At 61.7% G+C, this 19,839-nt stretch carries 16 protein-coding genes; 13 read left to right on the forward strand and 3 right to left on the reverse strand.

Features of this window, described 5'->3' with window-relative positions; all coding sequences use genetic code 11:
* Nucleotides 1-41: 41 nt before the first annotated feature.
* Nucleotides 42-965 carry a TIGR03571 family LLM class oxidoreductase gene (locus ACM6IQ_RS14605; protein WP_414879187.1) on the reverse strand — a complete coding sequence of 308 codons (924 nt, stop codon included), beginning with the start codon at nt 963-965 and terminating at the stop codon, nt 42-44.
* 270 nt (nt 966-1,235) lie between these two features.
* On the opposite strand from ACM6IQ_RS14605, the gene mrdA reads away from it, so the two are divergent.
* Nucleotides 1,236-3,128, forward strand: a complete 1,893-nt coding sequence (gene mrdA, locus ACM6IQ_RS14610) for a penicillin-binding protein 2 (protein WP_017339933.1) — start codon at nt 1,236-1,238, stop codon at nt 3,126-3,128.
* A gap of 12 nt (nt 3,129-3,140) precedes the next feature.
* Here the strand turns inward: mrdA and ACM6IQ_RS14615 are convergent, their stop codons facing one another.
* Nucleotides 3,141-4,097: a LysR family transcriptional regulator gene (locus ACM6IQ_RS14615; protein ID WP_414879154.1), complete on the reverse strand. Its 957-nt coding sequence runs from the start codon at nt 4,095-4,097 to the stop codon at nt 3,141-3,143.
* A 156-nt stretch (nt 4,098-4,253) separates the two neighbouring features.
* On the opposite strand from ACM6IQ_RS14615, the gene ACM6IQ_RS14620 reads away from it, so the two are divergent.
* The 12 genes from ACM6IQ_RS14620 (at nt 4,254) to ACM6IQ_RS14675 (ending at nt 18,070) form a co-directional block, all read left to right on the forward strand.
* Nucleotides 4,254-5,555, forward strand: a complete 1,302-nt coding sequence (locus ACM6IQ_RS14620) for an MFS transporter (RefSeq protein ID WP_017339931.1) — start codon at nt 4,254-4,256, stop codon at nt 5,553-5,555.
* A complete protein-coding gene (locus tag ACM6IQ_RS14625) occupies nt 5,552-6,307 on the forward strand; it encodes a class II aldolase/adducin family protein (RefSeq protein ID WP_414879155.1) in 756 nt (251 codons plus the stop codon). The genes ACM6IQ_RS14620 and ACM6IQ_RS14625 overlap by 4 nt, the downstream gene beginning before the upstream one ends.
* Complete coding sequence (locus tag ACM6IQ_RS14630; RefSeq protein ID WP_017339929.1) at nt 6,304-7,233, forward strand: 2-hydroxyacid dehydrogenase; 930 nt, start codon at nt 6,304-6,306, stop codon at nt 7,231-7,233. Before ACM6IQ_RS14625 ends, ACM6IQ_RS14630 begins: the two co-directional genes overlap by 4 nt.
* A 105-nt stretch (nt 7,234-7,338) precedes the next feature.
* A complete protein-coding gene (locus ACM6IQ_RS14635) occupies nt 7,339-8,718 on the forward strand; it encodes an MFS transporter (protein ID WP_414879156.1) in 1,380 nt (459 codons plus the stop codon).
* A gap of 18 nt (nt 8,719-8,736) precedes the next feature.
* Nucleotides 8,737-9,129, forward strand: a complete 393-nt coding sequence (locus tag ACM6IQ_RS14640) for a RidA family protein (RefSeq protein ID WP_414879157.1) — start codon at nt 8,737-8,739, stop codon at nt 9,127-9,129.
* Nucleotides 9,122-9,733, forward strand: coding sequence for an RraA family protein (locus tag ACM6IQ_RS14645; RefSeq protein WP_017339926.1), 612 nt, complete (start codon nt 9,122-9,124; stop codon nt 9,731-9,733). The genes ACM6IQ_RS14640 and ACM6IQ_RS14645 overlap by 8 nt, the downstream gene beginning before the upstream one ends.
* An 86-nt stretch (nt 9,734-9,819) precedes the next feature.
* The gene (locus tag ACM6IQ_RS14650; RefSeq protein WP_414879158.1) at nt 9,820-11,049 is read left to right on the forward strand and encodes a Zn-dependent hydrolase; all 1,230 of its coding nucleotides are present in this window, start codon (nt 9,820-9,822) and stop codon (nt 11,047-11,049) included.
* Nucleotides 11,050-11,222: 173 nt separating this feature from the next.
* Nucleotides 11,223-12,248 (forward strand): histone deacetylase family protein, encoded by a 1,026-nt coding sequence (locus tag ACM6IQ_RS14655; protein ID WP_414879159.1) that lies wholly within the window; start codon nt 11,223-11,225, stop codon nt 12,246-12,248.
* A gap of 246 nt (nt 12,249-12,494) precedes the next feature.
* Nucleotides 12,495-14,399, forward strand: a complete 1,905-nt coding sequence (locus ACM6IQ_RS14660) for a sigma-54-dependent Fis family transcriptional regulator (protein ID WP_414879160.1) — start codon at nt 12,495-12,497, stop codon at nt 14,397-14,399.
* On the forward strand, nt 14,399-16,117 hold the full coding sequence (locus tag ACM6IQ_RS14665; protein WP_017339922.1) for an ABC transporter ATP-binding protein: 1,719 nt from the start codon (nt 14,399-14,401) through the stop codon (nt 16,115-16,117). The genes ACM6IQ_RS14660 and ACM6IQ_RS14665 overlap by 1 nt, the downstream gene beginning before the upstream one ends.
* Nucleotides 16,107-16,784, forward strand: coding sequence for a S8 family serine peptidase (locus tag ACM6IQ_RS14670; RefSeq protein WP_414879161.1), 678 nt, complete (start codon nt 16,107-16,109; stop codon nt 16,782-16,784). Before ACM6IQ_RS14665 ends, ACM6IQ_RS14670 begins: the two co-directional genes overlap by 11 nt.
* Nucleotides 16,781-18,070 carry a tryptophan 7-halogenase gene (locus ACM6IQ_RS14675; protein WP_414879162.1) on the forward strand — a complete coding sequence of 430 codons (1,290 nt, stop codon included), beginning with the start codon at nt 16,781-16,783 and terminating at the stop codon, nt 18,068-18,070. The genes ACM6IQ_RS14670 and ACM6IQ_RS14675 overlap by 4 nt, the downstream gene beginning before the upstream one ends.
* Nucleotides 18,071-18,209: 139 nt before the next feature.
* Here the strand turns inward: ACM6IQ_RS14675 and ACM6IQ_RS14680 are convergent, their stop codons facing one another.
* Nucleotides 18,210-19,700: an aldehyde dehydrogenase family protein gene (locus tag ACM6IQ_RS14680; protein WP_017339919.1), complete on the reverse strand. Its 1,491-nt coding sequence runs from the start codon at nt 19,698-19,700 to the stop codon at nt 18,210-18,212.
* Nucleotides 19,701-19,839 lie beyond the last annotated feature (139 nt).

The following is a 19,839-nucleotide window of genomic DNA, read 5'->3' on the forward strand; positions in this document are numbered from 1 at the left end:
ATGGGCAGCCTCATCGGCTGCCCCTGATCTCATCGGCACAGTTAGTGAAACTTTGGCAGAACGTATTCAGCGATCTCTTCGATAACGTCGGCAACCGGCCGTTCGCTACGACGCACATGCAGACCAACATGCTGCACACCGGCTTCACGCAATGCCTGAAGTTCATCAATCAACGCCAACCGCCCACAAATACCGCCGAACCGTACACGTCGCATCGGAGCATGAGGATTGGCTGCCAGATCCAGGTGGACGAAGCTGATGTAAGGCTTATCCCCACCTACTTCCCTCCACAGCCCCACCCGACGACGATGTTCGTCCGGCGTGCCGGGATAGGCGAGCCAGCCATCCATATGTTCGCCAATCCAGGCAGGTGACTGCTGACCAAGACCTGCCACCAGCAATGGCACTGCTTGGTCCCGCTGCGGAAGCAATTGCGCACCATCAGGCAAGCGGCCTGCACCCTGGTCGCGCAGCAACTCCACCGTATTGCGGAAGATCTCTGCGCGCTGATCGTAATCCACACCAAACAACGGATACTCCATCGGGCGGTCGCCGCTGGCGACGCCGAGCAGTAAACGTCCGTCGCTCAATTCATCAATACTGTTTGCGCCCTTCAGGGTGAGCCAGGGCTGACGCAATGGCAGTACAACCGCCGCGGTACCCAACATGATGTTGTCGGTGATTCCGGCGAGATAGCCAAGGTAGGAAAAGGTTTCGAAGACCTGTGCGGCGTCTCCGAAATTCGGATCATAAACCGGTACATCACGAACCCACAGCGCGCGGAAACCAGCCTTGTCCGCCAGACGCGCCATCGCCGCATGTTGCTTCAGATCTGGAACACCGAAAGGCCGTTCCTCAGCAATCCGCCGCCGCTGGCCATCACTGGACCAATCATTATCCAGCGGCAGCTCCAGGCCAATCGAAAACCCGTTGGAGCCCAGTAATCGTTTAAATCGTGAATGCATGAAAAGACTCCCAGACAAAATGGAATGACATGCACTCAGTATCCACAGACCTATCGGCAAGAAAAATGCACGAATGGGAATATCAATCTTGAGCAAACCGCACGAATCCACACGATAAACCAACTGTCGTTTTGGCCCTCAAGGACAACCATTAGAGAAAATCGCACTAAAGCGACCGCACGGTTTTTGGTATGGTGCAGCTCGTTTTTAACGGACTGATTTCAAGCCTAAGGATCGGCGCTCCATTTTTGTCAAAGAGCAGCTACAGAAATGCCCGAACCCATACCGATCAAGGATCACGAAAAAGAGACGCGCCTGGTCAACAAAAGATTGATGGCCTGCGCCTTGCTCGTCGTCTCGATCACCTGCGCACTGGTGGTGCGCATGTACGTGCTGCAGGTGGTCGAGTTTGACTATCACTCGACCATCTCCGAGAACAATCGTGTCCACGTATTGCCGATTGCCCCGGCGCGCGGGTTGATCTACGACCGCAACGGCGTGGTCCTCGCCGACAATCGTCCCAGCTTCAACCTGACCATCACCCGCGAACGCGCCTCCGACGTCAAAGAAGAACTGGACGAGGTGGTCAACCTCTTGCACCTGCCCGCTGAGGACCGGACGCTGTTCGACAAGGCGATGAAGCAGGCGCGTCATCCATTCGAGCCCGTCACCCTGTTCTATGAACTCAGCGAAGAGCAAATCGCCGTACTCGCCGTCAACGAATTCCGTCTGCCCGGAATCGATGTCGAGCCACAATTCGTTCGTCACTACCCAATGGGCGCACACTTCGCGCATTCGATTGGCTACGTCGGTCGGATCAACGAGAAAGAATCCAAAGCCCTGGATACGGTCGAGTATCGAGGCACTCAATCCATCGGCAAGACCGGGATTGAAAAGTTCTACGAGTCGGAATTACACGGCCAGGTCGGTTACGAAGAAGTCGAAACCAACGCTCAGGGCCGCGTTCTGCGGGTGCTCAAACACACCGATCCGATCCCCGGCAAAAACATCGTCCTGAGCCTGGACGTCAAACTTCAGGAAGCCGCCGAAGAAGCCTTGGGTGATCGTCGTGGTTCAGTGGTCGCGCTCGATCCATCGACCGGCGAAGTGCTGGCCATGGTCAGCAAGCCAAGCTTCGACCCGAATCTGTTCGTGACCGGGATCAGCTTCAAGGAATATGCGGCGCTGCACGATTCCATCGACCGGCCGCTGTTCAACCGTGTGCTGCGCGGCCTCTACGCTCCGGGCTCGACTATCAAGCCGGAAGTGGCCATCGCCGGTCTTGACGCCGGCGTGGTAACCCCGCAGACACGCGTCTTCGACCCCGGTTACTACCAACTTCCCGACTTTGATCATAAATACCGTAACTGGAACCACAGCGGCGATGGCTGGGTGGACATGGACACGGCGATCATGCGCTCCAATGACACCTACTTCTATGACTTGGCGCACAAGTTGGGCATTGATCGCCTGCACGACTATATGGCGATGTTCGGCCTCGGCGAGAAGGTCTCGCTGGACATGTTCGAAGAGTCTGCCGGCCTGATGCCGTCCCAGGCCTGGAAGCGTGCCACGCGTCGTCAGCCATGGTTCCCCGGAGAGACCGTGATTCTCGGCATCGGTCAGGGCTACATGCAGGTCACGCCGCTGCAGCTGGCTCAAGCGACTGCGCTGATCGCCAACAAAGGTGTCTGGAACCGACCGCACCTGGCCAAGACCGTGGACGGCGTTGCGCCAGTGGATGAGCATCCGATGCCAAACATCCTGTTGAAGGACCCACGAGACTGGGAGCAGGTCAACCACGGCATGCAAATGGTGATGCACGACGCACGCGGAATTGCCCGAGCGGCGGCGCAGGGGGCTCAGTACCGGATCGCCGGCAAGAGTGGTACGGCGCAAGTGGTCGCGATCAAACAGGGTGAGCGCTACAACCGGGCGAAAACCCTGGAGCGTAATCGCGACAACGCCTTGTTTGTCGGTTTCGCTCCGGCCGAGCATCCGAAGATTGTGATCTCGGTGATGATCGAAAACGGCGAGGCCGGCGGTCGCGTCGCCGGCCCTGTGGTGCGGCAGATCATGGACGCCTGGCTACTGGATCAGGACGGACATCTGAAGCCGCAATACGCCACGCCGAGTAAAGCGCCGGGCGATCCTCACGTTTAAGTGTTCAAGGCTTCACAGCACAGGCTCACGGATGCTGAGCATGTGCTGGAAGCTTTCGAGGAACACGGTTTCGGCCTGACTCATCTTCTGCTCGCGATTCCACAGCAGCTGGATATCGAAATCCACCACCCCGTCTTCCGGCGGCAAACGCCAGAGCAAACCTTGCTCGACATCCCTTCGCACCAGGTGCGTCGGCAAGCAGCCAATCCCGTAGCCTGCGCAAATCAAGCGGTAAATCTCTTCGAAACTCGTCGATGAGGCGACGATCTTGCCGGTGAAGCCTTGCTCGTCACGGAACAGTGTCAGCGGCGAAAGGTTGCCGCCGAGCTGGTCGCTGGTGAAGCTGACGAAGTTCTCCGCCGCGAGTTGTTCCAGCGTCAGGTTTTCTTGCCCGAAGAGTCGATGACGCTGGCCACAAAAGTACGCATAGCGCTCGCGAAACAGTACCCGCTGCTCCAGCCGCGGTTGCGGTAAACGACACAGTCCGACGCCAATGGTCGCGGTCTTTTGCAGTAACGAACTGATGATGTTCGAGCTGCCCATGACCTCGACTTCCAGCTCGACTTTCGGGTGGGTTTCATGGAAGTCGGCGAGGAAGTCATCGTAGTGTCGCGCCTGCACGCCACTGACGGTGAGGATACGGATCTTGCCCACCACGTCATCGTGACGACTCTCCACTACCGTACCCAATCGCGAGATATCGCCGTAGATATCCGCCGCAATGCGCAGGACTTCTTCCCCGGTTTCCGTCAGGTCGAACCGTCGCCCGCTGCGGGCAATCAGCACACATTCCAGTTGTTCTTCCAGCCGTTTTAGCGCTTGGCTGACCGCCGACTGCGTGATGTGCAGCCGCGCTGCAGCGCGGCTCATGCTGCCTTCCTGGCCGATCACCAGGTAGGTGCGCAACAGGTTCCAGTCCAGGCGATCGTTGAGAAAACGTCGGCCCACCCAAGGGTTAGTGGAGGTCATGACAATTCCATGTAGTAGCCGTGCTAATAGTAAAGATAAGAATATGAAAATTGACTAATCCTGGCACGGAAGCGATAAAGCCCACAAGCGCCACAGAGCGCAACCGTAAACAGCCTTCAGTACCTGCCCAAAACTATAAATACACAGGGTCCTTGCATGCACACCACCGCACAACCGCGACGAGCCGCGGCCGCCGCCTTCATTGGCACGACCATCGAGTTCTACGACTTTTACATTTACGCCACCGCGGCGGCGCTGGTGCTTGGGCAAGTGTTCTTTCCCAGCAGCGACCCGGTGATGAGCACCCTGGCCGCCTTCGGTAGTTTCGCTGTTGGCTTCATCGCTCGCCCCATGGCCGGCATGGTGTTCGGTCACTTGGGCGATCGTCTGGGCCGCAAGAAAATGCTGCTGGTGACCATGGCGCTGATGGGCCTGGCGACTGCCGGGATCGGCCTGCTGCCGAGCTACGCCAGTGTCGGCATCTGGGCGCCGGTCGGTCTCATCGTACTGCGCCTGATCCAGGGCATTTCGGTGGGGGGCGAGTGGGGCGGTGCGGTGTTGATGGCCAGCGAGCACGCGCCGGCCAAGCGCAAAACGTTCTACGCCTCGTTTGCCCAGCTCGGCAGTCCAGCGGGTTTGTTGCTGGCCCTGATCGCCTTTCGCCTGGTGACGTCCCTTGAGCCAGAAGACTTCTTGTCCTGGGGTTGGCGTCTGCCGTTTCTCGCCAGCGGTGTGCTGATGATGGTCGGCCTGATGATCCGTTCCGGCGTGCACGAGTCGCCGGAGTTCGCCAAGGCCCGAGACAACAACGAAACCGCCAGATACCCGGTGAAAGACGTGATCCGTACCTGCTGGCGGCAGATCCTGTTTGCCGCTGCGGCGGTGACCATTGGCTCCGCCGGGTTTTTCTTCACCAACACATTCATGATCACCTACGTCACCCAGTATCAGGGCATCGCGCGCTCGACGATTCTCGATTGCCTGTTTTTGGTGACTGTTATTCAGCTGCTTTCGCAACCGCTTTCCGCGTTGCTCGCCGAGCGTATCGGCGAGGGACGCTTCCTCAAGCTCGTCGCACTGCTGTGCATGGTCACGCCGTACCCGATGTTTGTGCTGGTGGGTACGCAAAACATTCTGTTGATGACCCTCGGCATCGCCCTGGCGGTGGTGATCCTGTCGGCGCTGTACGCGGTGATCGCCGGTTACATGACCCAGGCGTTCCCGGTGCATCTGCGCTACTCGGGCATTTCCATCGCTTACCAGTTGAGTTGCGCGCTGGCCGGGGGCACCACGCCGCTGATCGGCACGCTGCTGGCGAGCAAGTTTTCCGGACAATGGCTGCCGCTGGCGGTGTTCTTCACCTTGCTCTCGGCCCTGTCCCTGATCGGTGTTTGCGGGCTGGCCCGCCTGCGCGCCAACCCGATCGTCACCCACGCTGCTAAAGAGGTGTATTCGTGAGTCAACCTGAACACATCGGCCCGGTTGAGTGGAAGGCCCGTTGCGAGCTGGCGGCGCTGTATCGGCTGGTCGCGCACTTTCGCATGACGGACTTGATCGATACCCACATCACCCTGCGGATTCCGGGGCCTGAGCATCACTTTCTGATCAACCGCTACGGGGTGATTTTCGACCGCATGCGCGCCTCGGATCTGGTGCGTATCGATCAGGACGGGTGCATCGTCGACCCGGCCTACGAAGGTCAGCGGGTCAACGCCGCCGGCTTCGTCATTCATTCGGCGATCCACATGGCCCGACCGGATCTCAACTGCGTGATTCACACCCACACCGCCGCCGGCATGGCCGTTGCCGCGCAGAAGCAAGGTTTGCTGCCGATCAGTCAGCATGCGCTGAAGTTCTACGGCAAGCTGGCGTACCACACCTACGAAGGTATCGCGCTGTCGCTGGATGAGCGCGGGCGTTTGATCGACGACCTGGGGCCGCACCGGGCGATGATCCTGCGTAACCACGGCTTGCTGGTCGGTGGGTCGGGGGTGGCCCAGGCGTTTCAGGAAATTCACTTCCTTGAGCGTGCCTGTCAGGCGCAGGTCGCCGCGCTGGCCGGTGGTTGCGAATTGCATTACCCGTCCCCGGAAGTCTGTGCACACACCGCTGAACAGTTCGACCGCGATGAACAGGACAACATCATCGACCTGGCCTGGGAGGCCGCACTGACCCTGATCGAATCCCAGCGTGAGTCCTATCTGTCATGAACACCGTGGTTTTGCTGTCCCGCGACACCTTGCTGCTCCAGCAATTGCAGGCGGCGTTTGCCCGTAGCGCGCCGCAGCTCACCACCGTGCTGGCGGATGATCCGCTGGCTGAACACGCGCAGATTGCCGCCTGCTGGTTTCCTTTGCCGGGCAGCCTGGCCGCGTTGCCGAACCTACAGGTCCTCCACTCAGTGGCGGCCGGCATCGATCACCTCGAACATGACCCGTCGTGCCCGGATCTGCCGGTATGCCGGGTGGTTGATCCCGGCCACCGCCAAGGCATGACCGAGTACGTGCGCTGGGCGGTGATTCACTATCACCGTGGCTTTGATCAGGTGCTGGAACAACAACGCAATCAACACTGGGAGCGACCGCTGCAACGGGCGGCGGGGCAATTCAAGGTCGGTGTGATGGGGCTGGGATCGTTGGGTAGCGCCATTGCTCAGGATCTGGCTGCCGCCGGTTATGACGTTCGAGGCTGGGCCCGTCGTAGCAAGGATCTGAACGGTGTCCAGATCTTCGCCGGTGCCGAACAACTGAACCCGTTTCTTGAGGGCGTGGAGCTGTTGATCAACTTGCTTCCACTGACCCGCGAGACGCGCGGCATCCTCGGTAATTCAACCTTCGAACATCTGGCCAATGGCGCCGCACTGGTTAATTGCGGTCGCGGCGGTCACCTCAACATCGACGACCTCGAACGTGCCCTGAAAGCAGGAAAACTGCGCGGCGCCTTGCTGGATGTTTTCGAACAAGAACCGCTTCCGCCCCATCATCGCCTCTGGACCATGCCGGGCGTCGCGATCACGCCACACATGGCCTCGGCCGCGTCCCACGATTGCATTGCCGAACAAGTGGCAGAGAACTTTCGCCGTTTAAACGCCGATGAACCACTATTGAATTGCGCCGACCGAACACTCGGTTATTGAGACTGACTAACTCGCCCGCCAAGTTGGGCGAGACATAACAACAATCCCTCACCTCGAACGTTTTACTGCCAGTCAAAACAATTAAACAAATTCCTGGAGTCAGTGATGAGCGATCTATCGTCCGCAGAAAAGTCCGGCGCACCACCGGAAGTTGCAATCAGCATGAAAAAAGTCGCCGTGGCCAGTGTCATCGGCACCACCGTGGAATGGTACGACTTGTTTGTTTTCGCCACCGCGTCAGCGCTGGTGTTCAACAAAGTGTTCTTCCCGGATTTCGTGCCGTTGATCGGCACCTTACTGGCGTTCGGCACGTTCGCTTCGGCCTATCTGGCGAGGATCGTCGGCGCGGCATTGTTCGGGCACTTCGGCGACAAGCTGGGCCGCAAGTCGATGTTGTTGATTTCGCTGCTGACCATGGGCGCCGCCACATTCGCCATCGGCCTGTTGCCCAACTACGCGGCCATCGGTATCTGGGCGCCCATCCTGTTGTTATTGCTCAGGGTCATTCAAGGCCTGGCACTGGGCGGCGAGTGGGGCGGGGCGGTGCTGATGGCGGTGGAGCATGCGCCGGCCAACAAGCGCGGCTTGTACGGTTCCTGGGTGCAGATCGGCGTGCCCGCCGGGACCATGATTGCCAACCTGGCGTTCCTGCTGATCGCGGCGTGGCTGTCGCCGGAGGACCTGCTGGCCTGGGGCTGGCGCATTCCGTTCCTGGCCAGCGTTTTGCTGATCGCCGTGGGCTTGTACATCCGCCTGAACATCGCTGAAACCCCGGCGTTCAACAAGGTCAAGGAAGCCGAAGTGCAGGTGAAAATGCCGTTGGCCGAAGTCTTTCGCAAGTACTGGAAACAAGTGGTGCTAGGCGGTATTGCGACGATGTCGACCGGCGCGTCGTTCAACATCATCGTCGCGTTCGGCCTGACGTACGGCACGCAGAATCTGGGCTTCAGTCGCAGCGTGATGCTCGGTGTAGTGCTGCTGTCCTGCGCCTGGTGCATCGTCATGTTGCCGGTATTTGGTGCGCTGTCGGACCGTTACGGACGCAAGCCGATCATCGTCGCCGGCATCGTTGCCGAGGCGTTGGTGGCGTTCCCGATGTTCTGGTTGATGGACACCAAAGAGCTGTCGTTGGTGATCTTCGGCTACTTGCTGTTGATGACCGCCTTCGCCGCCAACTACGGGCCGATTGCGACTTTCCTGGCGGAGTTGTTCGGCACGCGGGTGCGTTATTCGGGGCTGTCGATCAGCTACATGTTGTCCGGGCTGCTCGGCAGCGCAGCGACGCCTATCGTCACCACCGCGTTGCTCGCAGCCACTGGCAAAGGCTCGTCGGTGGCCTGGTACATGATCGGCGCGGCACTGATTTCCCTGTTGGCGCTGTTGCTGCTGACCGAGACCTTCAAGCGCGACATCAGCGAAATTCCGGCGGGGGCGACTGCCGACGACCAACCCGCTCGCAAACCTTTCAAATCGGCTGCGGCCTGATCCATGGAGTTCAACAGCATGCGCAGAATCCAGTCGGCCCCGGGTTTCATCGGCCCGGTCGGGCCTTACTCTCAAGCGGTGGTCAGCGGCCATCTGGTGTTCACCGCCGGGCAGATTCCGGCGCAAAGCCGGCTCGACGACCAGCCCGTCGATTTCACCGAGCAAGTGCGGCAAACCTTGCGCAATCTCGAGGCGATCCTGATCGAGGCGGGCTCCGATTTCAGCCATGTGATCAAGGTCAACGCGTACCTGACCGATCCCGCGCAACTGGAGCCGTTCAACGCGGTGTACCGCGAGCTTCTCGGCCATGCGCCTCCGGCGCGAACCACGGTGTGTGTGGCGCTGTGGGGCGTGTCACTGGAGATCGATTGTGTGGCCGAGTTGATCACGAAGGAGTCGCCACGTGGATAAGTCGCAGCTGATCGAGCAGTTCAAAGCGGTGAGCTTTCCCACCCTCGGGCATTTTCTCGAGGAGGGCTTTGCCGACTCGCAGCTGCGGGCCATGGTGCCCAATGTGAAACTGGTCGGCCGGGCGTTGACGCTGAAACTGGTGGGCGCCGACGCCATTGCCGTCAACCAGGCGTTGGTGCTGATAAAACCGGGTGATGTGCTGGTGATCGACACGGGCGGCGACTGGCAGCACGCCCCGGTCGGCGCGGTCACCAGTTGCGCCGCGAGTTGCGCCGGTGCGGCAGGAATCGTGGTGGACGGCGCGGTCACTGATCTGCTGGAACTGCGCGAAGGCGGGTTACCCGTCTTCGCTCGCGGCACCAGCCTGCTGACCACCAAGTTGCATGGCCGGGGCGACAGCGAAATCAATCAGCCGATTCAGTGCGCAGGTGTCACGGTACAGCCGGGCGATCTGGTGCTGGGGGACGACAACGGTGTGCTGTTTCTCGACTGGTCAACGGCGGCCAGCGTGATCGAACAGGCGCTGGCGTCCGATCACGCCGAGCCACGTTTGCTCGAACGTTTGCGCGCTGGCGAGCCGGTCGCGCAGGTGTTGCGTGTCTAGGCCGTCAGTCCCTTTCCCGTCGCCATGCCAGCGCTGAACACGTTGAGCTGGCCAGTGCTTAATCACCGTTTTTCCAGGAGTTACTTATGTTGAAAATCAATGGCGAACGCCTGTGGGCGAGTCTGATGGCGATGGCCGAAATCGGCGCCACCGCACGCGGCGGCAGTTGCCGTCTGGCCCTGAGCGATGAAGACAAGGCCGGTCGCGAACTGTTTGCCCACTGGTGCCGTGAAGCCGGCATGACCCTGAGCGTGGACGCCATCGGCAACCTGTTCGCCCGCCGCGCCGGCACTGATCCGGACGCCGCGCCGGTGATGATGGGCAGCCACCTCGACACCCAGCCTGAAGGCGGACGCTTCGACGGCGTGTACGGCGTACTTGCCGGCCTGGAAGTGGTGCGTTGCCTCAACGACCTCGGCATCCAGACCCGCAAACCGCTGGAAGTGGCGGTGTGGACCAATGAAGAAGGCGCGCGCTTCACCCCGGCGATGTTCGGTTCGGCGGTGTTCACCGGGATCATGCAACTGGACGCGGCGCTGGCGGTGCAAGACATTGATGGCGTCAGCGTCGCCGATGCATTGCAGCGCACCGGTTACGCCGGGGAGCGTCCGTTGGGTGGCGCGGTGGATGCGTATTTTGAAGCGCACATCGAACAGGGCCCGATTCTCGAGGACAACGCCAAAAGCATTGGCGTGGTCAGCGGCGGCCAGGCGATTCGCTGGCTCGACGTACGGGTCGAAGGCATGGCCGCCCACGCGGGCACCACGCCCATGCCACTGCGCAAGGACGCCTTGTACGGCGTGGCGCGGATGATTCAGGCGATTGAAGGTCTGGCGGCCGATTTCGCGCCGGAAGGCCTGACCACCGTCGGTGAATTGAGCATCAACAAGTCGTCGCGCAATACCATTCCGGGGCTGGTGAATTTCACCGTCGATCTGCGTCACCATCGCGACGAAGCCATCGAGGCGATGGAGCAGCAGGTGCGCGCGCGGCTTCAGGCGATTGCCGATGGGCGCGGTCTGAAGCTGACGGTCACCCCGCACTGGATCAGCCAGGCGACGCCGTTCGATGCGGAATGCGTGGCGGCGGTGCAGCAAGCGGTGGATGCGCTGGGCTACGCTCAGCAATCGATAGTCAGCGGTGCCGGGCATGACGCGATTCATCTGGCGCGGTTCTGTCCGACGGCGATGGTGTTTATACCGTGCGTGGGTGGCTTGAGTCACAACGAAGCGGAAGATGTGCTGCCTGACGATGTGCGGCAGGGTACGGATGTGTTGCTCAACGCGGTGTTGTCCCGCGCCGGCATTGCCAATTAAAGAACAGGCTGCAAACACAACACCTGTGGCGAGCGAGCTTGTTCGCGCTTGAGTGCGCAGCACTCACATCAACTGCGAGGCCTGCCTGAGTTTTGGGGCCGCTACGCAGCCCAGCGCGAGCAAGCTCGCTCGCCACAGGGAATTCGTCTAGGCCCAAGATTAGGTATTCACCCATGCGCAGTTTTTTTCATCCTGAACAATTGCTTCATCATCCACGCAGTTACTACTCCCGTGGGCAGATGCGCACGCCGCAGGAAGTGCCGGAGCGTGCGCAGCGCCTGCTGCAGGCGTCTCACTCATTGGGCTTCAAAGTCGAGCAACCGGCCGATGCCGGACTTGAGCCGCTGCTGGCGGTGCACGGTGCGCCCTACCTGGCGTTTTTGCAGGAAGCGCATCAGCGCTGGAAGGAAGTGCCTGAAGATTGGGGCGACGAAGTGATGTCGAACATCTTCGTCCGCGAGCCCAACGCCCTGCGCGGAATTCTGGCTCAGGCTGCCCGGTATCTCGCGGACGGCAGTTGCCCGGTGGGCGAACAGACCTGGCGCTCGGCTTATTGGTCGGCGCAAAGCGCAGTGGCCGGGGCACAGGCGTTGCTCGATGGCGAGCCGGCGGCGTACGCCGTGTGCCGTCCACCGGGGCATCACGCTCGAGCGGAGGCGGCGGGTGGTTTCTGTTATGTGAACAACGCGGCGGTGGCGGCGCAGGTGTTGCGCGGCGGGTTTGGTCGCGTCGCGGTGCTCGATACCGACATGCACCATGGACAAGGAATTCAGGAGATTTTCTACGACCGCGATGATGTGCTGTATGTTTCGGTCCATGGCGATCCGACCAATTTCTATCCGGGGGTTGCCGGGTTTGGGGACGAGCGCGGTGTCGGGGTGGGTGAGGGATTCAACCTCAACTTGCCGATGGCCCATGGTGCGAGTGAGGCGGACTTTCTCGGGCAACTGGACGTGGCGCTGGCAGCGGTGAAGGATTTTGCTGCGCAAGTGCTGGTGCTGTCGTTGGGCTTCGATATTTTTGAGCTGGACCCGCAGAGTAAAGTGGCGGTGACGCGCGAAGGGTTCAAGCGGCTGGGTGAGCGGGTTCGCAGCCTGGGTTTGCCGTGTCTGATTGTGCAGGAAGGGGGGTATCACCTGGAGAGTCTTGAGGATAATGCGCGGGCGTTTTTTGTCGGGCCAGAGGTGTGGCAGATCTGAGTTGGGTGGTGCCTGACAGGCCGCTTTCGCGGGCAAGCCCGCTCCCACAGTGTTCGAGTCGAACCGCCTATGTGTGATTGACGCTGAACCTGTGGAAGCGGGCTTGCTCGCGAAGAACGATAACTCGGTGCAGCGGATGAATCCCAAACGCCGTAAGGCACTTGCCATCGCCCTGACGTTAACGTAAAGATTGCGGCAGGGCGCTGAACTTAAAAGAGCGCAGGGCGGACCGATCCGGAGCGCTTGATGACGCTGATAAAAACAACTTCCCCCAAGCTGCACCGCGAAGCCCGGCTGGCCCGGGAAAAACTCCACCTCGAGGGCGAAGTCCCCGATGGCGTGTTGCGCGCAGAAATCGATGCATCGTGGCGGCGCAGCCTCAGCCATGGCGTGCATTTCAACGGCAAACATGAACTGACACTGGAATCGAGCGCGAGCCTCGATGTGCTGTTGTCGAGCAATCGTCTGCTGATCGACGCGGCGTTGCCGGCCATCGATTACCTGGCCGAGCGCCAGGGCAAGGAAGGGCTGATCATCCTCGCCAATTCCGACGCCACCATCCTTGCCGTCGAAGGCCGGGCCGATCGCCTCAAGGGCAGCGGCCTGCAAGACATCACCCTCGGCGCCTGCTGGAGCGAAGCCGCTCGCGGCACCAACGCGCTGGGCACCGCACTGGTGGAAGCCCGGCCGACGATGATCGATTGCGGCGAGCATTACCTCGATCGCCTGACCGATTTCTCCTGCACCTCGGTGCCGATTTATTGCCCGCAAGGCGACATCCTCGGCGTCCTCGACCTGACCCGTGAAGGTCCGCTCGGCCGCGTTCACGATAGCACCGCGTTGCTGGCCATGGCCGTCAGCCAGATCGAAAGCCGGGTGTTCAACGCCAGTTTCCCCGACCAGATCGTCCTGGCCTTCCACAGCCGTCGGCAATACCTGGAATCCCCTTGGCAAGGCCTGCTGGCGGTGAGCCTCGGCGGGCAGATTCTCGCGGTCAGCGCCCAGGCCTGTCAGTTGCTCCACGCCGAACGCTCGGCGCTGGTCGGCCGCCGTTGCGAAGAGTTTCTCGGCGTCGATGGCCTGCAACTGCTGTCGCGTTTGCACCAGGGCGGCGTCGGCAGTCTGCAGACCGCCAAAGGCGAGTTCTTCTACAAAACCCTGCGCGCGCCGCAGCGGTCGATCAACGTCAGCACGCCGCCGCGCAGCACCGCCAAAACCACTAAACCGCAACCCGATCTAGATGCCCTGGCCGGCAACAATGTCCGTTATGCCCGCGCCTTGCGCATGGCACGCCAAGGGCTGGCCAACGAATTACCGGTGTTACTGCTCGGCGAAACCGGCACCGGCAAGGAAGTCATTGCCCGCGCCTTGCACATGGCCGGCAGTCGTTGCGACAAACCCTTTGTCGCGGTGAACTGCGCGGCGATTCCCGAAGGCCTGATCGAGTCGGAGCTGTTCGGCTACCGCGAAGGCGCGTTCACCGGTTCCCGTCGAGGTGGCATGGTCGGTCGATTGCAACAGGCCCATGGCGGCACGCTGTTCCTCGACGAAATCGGCGACATGCCGCTGGCCCTGCAGGCGCGACTGCTGCGCGTTCTACAGGACCGTAAAGTCGCACCGCTCGGCGCCGGCGAAGAACAGGACATCGACGTCGCCCTGATCTGTGCCACCCACCGCGACCTCAAACGCCTGGTCGAAGAAAAACACTTCCGCGAAGACCTGTTCTACCGGGTCAACGGCATCAGCGTGATGCTGCCGGCGCTGCGCGAGCGCGACGATTTCAGCGGGTTGGTCAGTCGCCTGCTGGCAAAACTCGACGCACCGACCATGGTCCTGCATGACGACCTGAACCGCCTGCTCGCGGGCTATCACTGGCCCGGCAACATCCGCCAACTGGAAATGGTCTTGCGCACCGCGCTGGCCATGCGCGAGCCGGGGGACACGGTGCTCACCCTCGACCACTTGCCCGACAGCATGCTCGACGAATTGAATGCCAGCGAGCGCCCTCCGTCCGGGAGTATTCGCGAAAACGAACTGGAGCTGATTCGCCAGTCCCTGGACAGCCATCAGGGCAACGTCTCGGCCGCCGCCGACGCCCTGGGCATCAGCCGCGCGACCCTGTATCGCAAGCTCAAACAGTTGCGTTCGTGATGCAGCGCCTGATCGTTCGGCTGATCGACAGCCAGAACCCCGAAGCCTTGCAAGCGGCGTTGCGCTGGCTATACAGCTTTGTGCGGCCGCATCGTCTGGCGATTGCCGGGTTGCTGGGGTTGTCGGTCTGCGCATCGTCGCTGGTGCTGGTGCAACCCTGGCTGACCAAGCTGTTGATCGACGATGGCTTGCTGGCGCGCAACTTCCCCATGCTGGTACTGATCGCCGGGCTGATGATCGTCGCCGGGTTGCTGGGGACGGCGCTGTCGGGGATCAATCGTTACCTGCATACACGGTTGTCCGGGCGGATTCTGTTTTCACTGCGCGACGACCTTTATCGGCATTTGCAAACCTTGTCGCCGAGTTTCTACGGTCAGCGGCGCATCGGTGATCTGATGTCGCGCCTCGATGGCGATGTCGCCGAAATTCAGCGCTTCGCCGTGGACTCTCTGTTCTCGGCGGTGTCGAGTGTGATCGGTCTGGTGGTCGCGGTGGCGATGTTGCTGACCTTGTCGTGGAAGCTTTCGTTGCTGGCGTTGGTGCTGATTCCGCTCGATGTGCTCTGGCTGCGCTGGATGCGGCGCAAGGTCGAGCGCGATGTCCGCCAGTTGCGCGAGCGTTCGGCGGACATGTCGTCGTTCATGGTCGAGACGTTGCCGGTGATGAAATTCATTCAGTCGGCCGGCCAGCAGCAGCGTGAGTCGCGGCGGCTGGAGGCTCTGGGGCAGGGCTATATGAGTCAGTTGCTGCGCCTGCAAGTCACCGAGTTTTTCACTCAGGCGGTGCCGGGCACGCTGACCTCACTGTCCCGCGCCTGTGCATTTTTGATTGGCGGTTACTGGGTGGTGCAAGGAACGTGGCAACTGGGCGCGTTGATCGCGTTTTCCACCTATCTGGGGATGGCCGTAGGACCGGTTCAAAGCCTGCTCGGGCTCTATGTCGCGATTCAGCGGATGACCGTCAGTCTCGGGCGCGTGATGGAATTGCGCGGTGAACAACCGACGGTTTTGACACCCGTTGAACCCAAGCCGATGCCGACCTGCGGCGAACTGCGTTTCGACGACGTGCACTTCAGCCATCCCGGTCGCCCGACCACCTTGCGCGGCATCGAAGCGCGGATTCCCTACGGTTTGAAAGTGGCCCTGAGTGGCGGCTCCGGAGTCGGCAAATCGACGCTGATCGATTTGCTGCAACGGCACCACGATCCACAGTCCGGCCGGGTGTTGCTGGGCGAGGTCGACCTGCGCGAACTGGACCTGTTCCAGTTGCGCCGGCGGATTGCCGTGGTCAGTCAGGACATTGTTTTGTTTCGCGGTAGCCTCGCCGACAACCTGGCCTACGCCGTGCCTGACGCCAGCCGCGAAGCGATTGCCGAAGTGGCGCGGCTGGCACAACTCGACAGCCTGATCGCCTCATTGCCCGAAGGCCTCGACAGCCCGCTGGGCGAGCGCGGTCAGCAGTTGTCGGGCGGCCAGAAGCAACGCATCGCAATTGCCCGGGCGCTGCTGCAGGACCCGTTGATTCTGGTGCTGGACGAAGCGACCTCGGCGGTGGATGAAGCCACCGAGCGCGAAGTGATCGAGGCCATCGACCGTCTGTTTGCCGGGCGCACGCGCATCCTCATCAGCCATCGCCCTTCAACCCTGGCCGACGCCGATCTGCGCTTCGAATTGCTCGACGGCGTGCTGACTTCAAAAACGGTGCAGCATGAAGTCTGAACTGCGAGTCGGGGTCGTCGACAGCGGTCATTCGGCGGCGCAGCGGGTGCAGGTGATCGCGGGGCGACGCTTCTCGTTGCTGGCGGACGGACTGGCCGAAAGCGCCTTGCGCGATGATCCGCTGGGCCACGGCAGTGCGGTGATCGAGGCCATCGGTCGGCGGGCCCCTTCTGCGGTGTTCTGCGTGGCTCAGGTGTTCGATCAGCGTGGCGTCACCAGTGCCTTGCAGATTGCCACGGCCATTGACTGGCTGGTGGCGCAGGATGTGCGGCTGATCAATCTGAGCCTCGGCTTGCGGCAGGATCGCAGCCTGTTGCGCGAGGCGTGTGCAGCGGCGGTGGCCCGGGGCATTTTGCTGTGTGCGTCCAGCCCGGCCCAGGGCGAGGGTGTGTTCCCGGCGAATTATCCACAGGTGCTGCGCGTCACCGGCGATGCACGCTGCGCCGAACAGGAGTGGTCGTGGCTCAACAGCGCCCAGGCGGATTTTGCGGCGTGCGTGCACGGCACGTACCCGGGTCAGTCTGGCGCCAGTCTGGGCTGCGCGGCGTTGAGCGGGCACATTGCGGGTTTCCTGGTTGCGCATCCCGAGGCGAGCAACGAGCAGGTCATCGACTGGCTGCGGGAAAACGCGCGGTATCGCGGGCCTGAACGGCGCTTCGGCGCATGATTGTGATTCTTGGCGCCGGGCCGGCGGGCGCGGCAGTGGCCCTGGGCTTGCGCCGGCTCGGTTACGCCGTCACGTTGGTCAGCGAGTGGCGACGGTTTGCGGCGCTGGAGGGCGTTTCGATCCGGGTGCTGGAGGCCTTGCGCGGTGCCGGTCTGCATCAAGCGTTGGCGGATGCGGCGTTACCGTCTCAACGGCAGGTGTCGTGGAACGGCCAACAGCATGCGCAAAACATCGAATTTCTGCTGGACCGCCCGAACTTTGATCGAGGTCTTCGTGAAGACCTGCGCCTGGCGGGCGTCGAGTTGGTCGAAGGTCGAGTGCTGAGCGTTCAGGCCTGGGCTGCGGGGCATCGGGTCGAGATTGAGGGACGCGAAGCGCTGGTCGCCGATTTTCTGGTGGAGGCACGTGGACGCCAGGCGCCGGCGCTCGGCAAAGGCCTGCGCGGCCCGGAGACGGTCAGCTTGCTCAATCGCTGGCAAGCCGCACCGGGCGACACCGCCAGCGCCGTGGAAAGCCTTGAGGACGGCTGGGCGTGGATGGCACGGCGGGCGGACGGTCAGTGTTATTGGCAGTGGACTGTGGACGTGGCCAGCGCGCACTTGCCAGGCAAGTCGCGGTTGCTTGATTACTGTCGCCAGCGGCGTCGGGATTCTATGTTGGCGCAGGCGTTTTTCGGTGGCGAGCCTGAGGTCGGTCTACAGTTGCATGCCCGCAGCAGCACCGCGATTCTGAGTCCGCAGGTGTGCGGCGAAAACTGGATACGGGTCGGCGATGCGGCGATGGCGGTGGATCCGCTGTCGGGCAACGGCATCTTTCAGTCCTTGTCCTCGGCGTTGCAGGCGCCAACGGTGATCAACACGCTGTTGCGAAAACCGGAGCGGGCGGCGTTGGCCCAGCGTTTTCATCAGCAACGGGTGGAGCAGTTGTTTTTGCGGTTTGCGCGGATCGGGCGGGATTTTTATGCCGATGAGCAGCGTTGGCCGGATCAGCCGTTCTGGCAGGCGCGACGGCAGTGGCCGGATGCGCAGGTCGCGCATGCCGAGGCTGATTTTTCTTCGTTGAAAATCGAGCGAGCGCCGGTGTTGAAAGAGGGGTTTGTGGATGAGGCCGAGGTGGTGATCACGGCGGATCAGCCGTTGGGGATCTGGCATGTTCAGGGGGTTGAACTGGCGCCTTTGGTGCGTCGTTTGCGCACTGAACCGGCGGAACAGGCTTTAGCCGGGTTGACGATGGAGCAGGGCAGGATGGTTCGCAGTTGGTTGTTGGGGCAGGGATTCAAACCCTGAAATCTCGGTTGCGTGGGCCGGCCTCTTCGCGGGCAGGCCCGCTCCCACAGGTTTTTGTGGTGAACCTGCAATTTACGGCACACACAAATCACTGAGGGAGCGGGCTTGCCCGCGAAGGCGACCTAAAGAACGATGAAGATCAAAGCTTGATCAACACCGACTTCAATTCGGTGTAATGCTCGATCGCCGCATACCCCATCTCACGCCCAACCCCCGACATCTTGTACCCGCCAAACGGCAATGCCGGGTCCAGGGCGCTGTGGCAATTGACCCAGACCGAACCCGACTTGATCCGCGGAATCATCCGGTGCACCGCCGCCAGATCATTCGACCAGATGCTCGCGCCAAGCCCGTAGGGACTGTCATTGGCCATGCGCAACGCATCGGCCTCATCATCGAACGGAATCGCCACCAGCACCGGCCCGAAGATCTCCTCCTGCACCAGCGAATGCTTCTGATCGACATCGACGATTACCGTCGGCTTGACGAAGAATCCCGGCCCGAACTGCTCACCGCCGCAGGCGATGGTCGCGCCGCTTTCCCGGCCCTTTTCGATGTACCCGTAAACCCGTTCCTGCTGCCGCGCAGAAATCAGCGGCCCCATCTCCACGCTCGGGTCCAGCCCGTTGCCGAGCTTCATGGCGTTGGCAATGTCGGCGATGTCCGCCACCACATTGTCGAAATGCTTGCGCTGCACATACAGGCGCGAACCGGCACAGCACACCTGGCCCTGATTGAAGAAGATCGCACTGGCGGCGCCCGCAGCGGCGGTCTTCAGGTCGGCATCGGCCATGACAATGGTCGGCGATTTTCCACCCAGCTCCAGGGTGACGCGGGTCATGGAATCCATGGCGATCTTGCCGATCTGCTTGCCCACGGCGGTGGAACCGGTGAAGGTCAGCTTGTCCACCAGCGGGTTGTGCGTGAGGGCTGAACCAGCGGTGATGCCGGTGCCGGTGACCACGTTGAACACACCTTGCGGATAACCGGCTTCCAGTACCAGCTCCGCGAGTTTCAGCGCGGTCAGGGGCGTTTCGTCGGCGGGCTTGAGCACCACGGTGCAACCGGTGGCCAGGGCCGGGCCGAGTTTCCAGCAGGCCAGCAACAGCGGGAAGTTCCAGGCGACGATGGCACCGACCACGCCCACCGCTTCGCGACGAATGAAACTGTGGAACTGATCGTTGGGCATCAACGGCAACGACACTTCCACGCTGGAGCCTTCGATCTTGGTCGCCCAACCGGCCATGTAACGCAGAAAGTCGATGGACAGTTGCACGTCCATCACTTGGGCCACCGCCGCGCTCTTGCCGTTGTTCAGGCATTCCAGCTGCGCCAGCAATTCGGCGTCGCGCTGCATCAGGTCGGCGAGTTTCCACAGCAGGTTTTGCCGCTCGCGAGGACGGGTACGGGTCCAGGCGGAATCATCGAACGCCTGACGCGCCGCGAGCACAGCCCGGTCAACATCTTCCGGCGTGGCCCGCGGCACCACGCACAGCACCTCGCCGGTGGCCGGGTTGTGCAGGGGCATGGTCTGGCCGTCGGCGGCCTCGACCCAGTCGCCGCCGATAAGCATGCGCGGGGCGCGCTGGATGAACGCCGAGGTGGCGGGAAGCAGGTAGGGGAGCGTCATGGCGAGGCCTCTTGTTGTTCGTGAGAACGAGGCTTTCGCAATGGCTGTGCCAAGTGTCCGCAAGGGTCGGATAGCCCTTTGGCGGCGGGCGTTGGATGAGATCCGGGACCGCCGGGTTCTGCCGTGTTGTCGCAAATCG

The organism is Pseudomonas sp. IT-P100, from assembly GCF_949767185.1.
Taxonomy (GTDB): Bacteria; Pseudomonadota; Gammaproteobacteria; order Pseudomonadales; family Pseudomonadaceae; genus Aquipseudomonas; species Aquipseudomonas fluorescens_B.

Bases quoted from the DNA above. Each gene is read 5' to 3' on its own strand.
- ACM6IQ_RS14620 (WP_017339931.1), top strand. From the start codon at position 4,254: ATGCACACCACCGCACAACCGCGACGAGCCGCGGCCGCCGCCTTCATT.
- ACM6IQ_RS14650 (WP_414879158.1), top strand. From the start codon at position 9,820: ATGTTGAAAATCAATGGCGAACGCCTGTGGGCGAGTCTGATGGCGATG.
- ACM6IQ_RS14605 (WP_414879187.1), bottom strand. From the start codon at position 965: ATGCATTCACGATTTAAACGATTACTGGGCTCCAACGGGTTTTCGATT.
- mrdA (WP_017339933.1), top strand. From the start codon at position 1,236: ATGCCCGAACCCATACCGATCAAGGATCACGAAAAAGAGACGCGCCTG.
- ACM6IQ_RS14670 (WP_414879161.1), top strand. From the start codon at position 16,107: ATGAAGTCTGAACTGCGAGTCGGGGTCGTCGACAGCGGTCATTCGGCG.
- ACM6IQ_RS14630 (WP_017339929.1), top strand. From the start codon at position 6,304: ATGAACACCGTGGTTTTGCTGTCCCGCGACACCTTGCTGCTCCAGCAA.
- ACM6IQ_RS14665 (WP_017339922.1), top strand. From the start codon at position 14,399: ATGCAGCGCCTGATCGTTCGGCTGATCGACAGCCAGAACCCCGAAGCC.
- ACM6IQ_RS14660 (WP_414879160.1), top strand. From the start codon at position 12,495: ATGACGCTGATAAAAACAACTTCCCCCAAGCTGCACCGCGAAGCCCGG.
- ACM6IQ_RS14635 (WP_414879156.1), top strand. From the start codon at position 7,339: ATGAGCGATCTATCGTCCGCAGAAAAGTCCGGCGCACCACCGGAAGTT.
- ACM6IQ_RS14675 (WP_414879162.1), top strand. From the start codon at position 16,781: ATGATTGTGATTCTTGGCGCCGGGCCGGCGGGCGCGGCAGTGGCCCTG.
- ACM6IQ_RS14640 (WP_414879157.1), top strand. From the start codon at position 8,737: ATGCGCAGAATCCAGTCGGCCCCGGGTTTCATCGGCCCGGTCGGGCCT.
- ACM6IQ_RS14680 (WP_017339919.1), bottom strand. From the start codon at position 19,700: ATGACGCTCCCCTACCTGCTTCCCGCCACCTCGGCGTTCATCCAGCGC.
- ACM6IQ_RS14655 (WP_414879159.1), top strand. From the start codon at position 11,223: ATGCGCAGTTTTTTTCATCCTGAACAATTGCTTCATCATCCACGCAGT.
- ACM6IQ_RS14615 (WP_414879154.1), bottom strand. From the start codon at position 4,097: ATGACCTCCACTAACCCTTGGGTGGGCCGACGTTTTCTCAACGATCGC.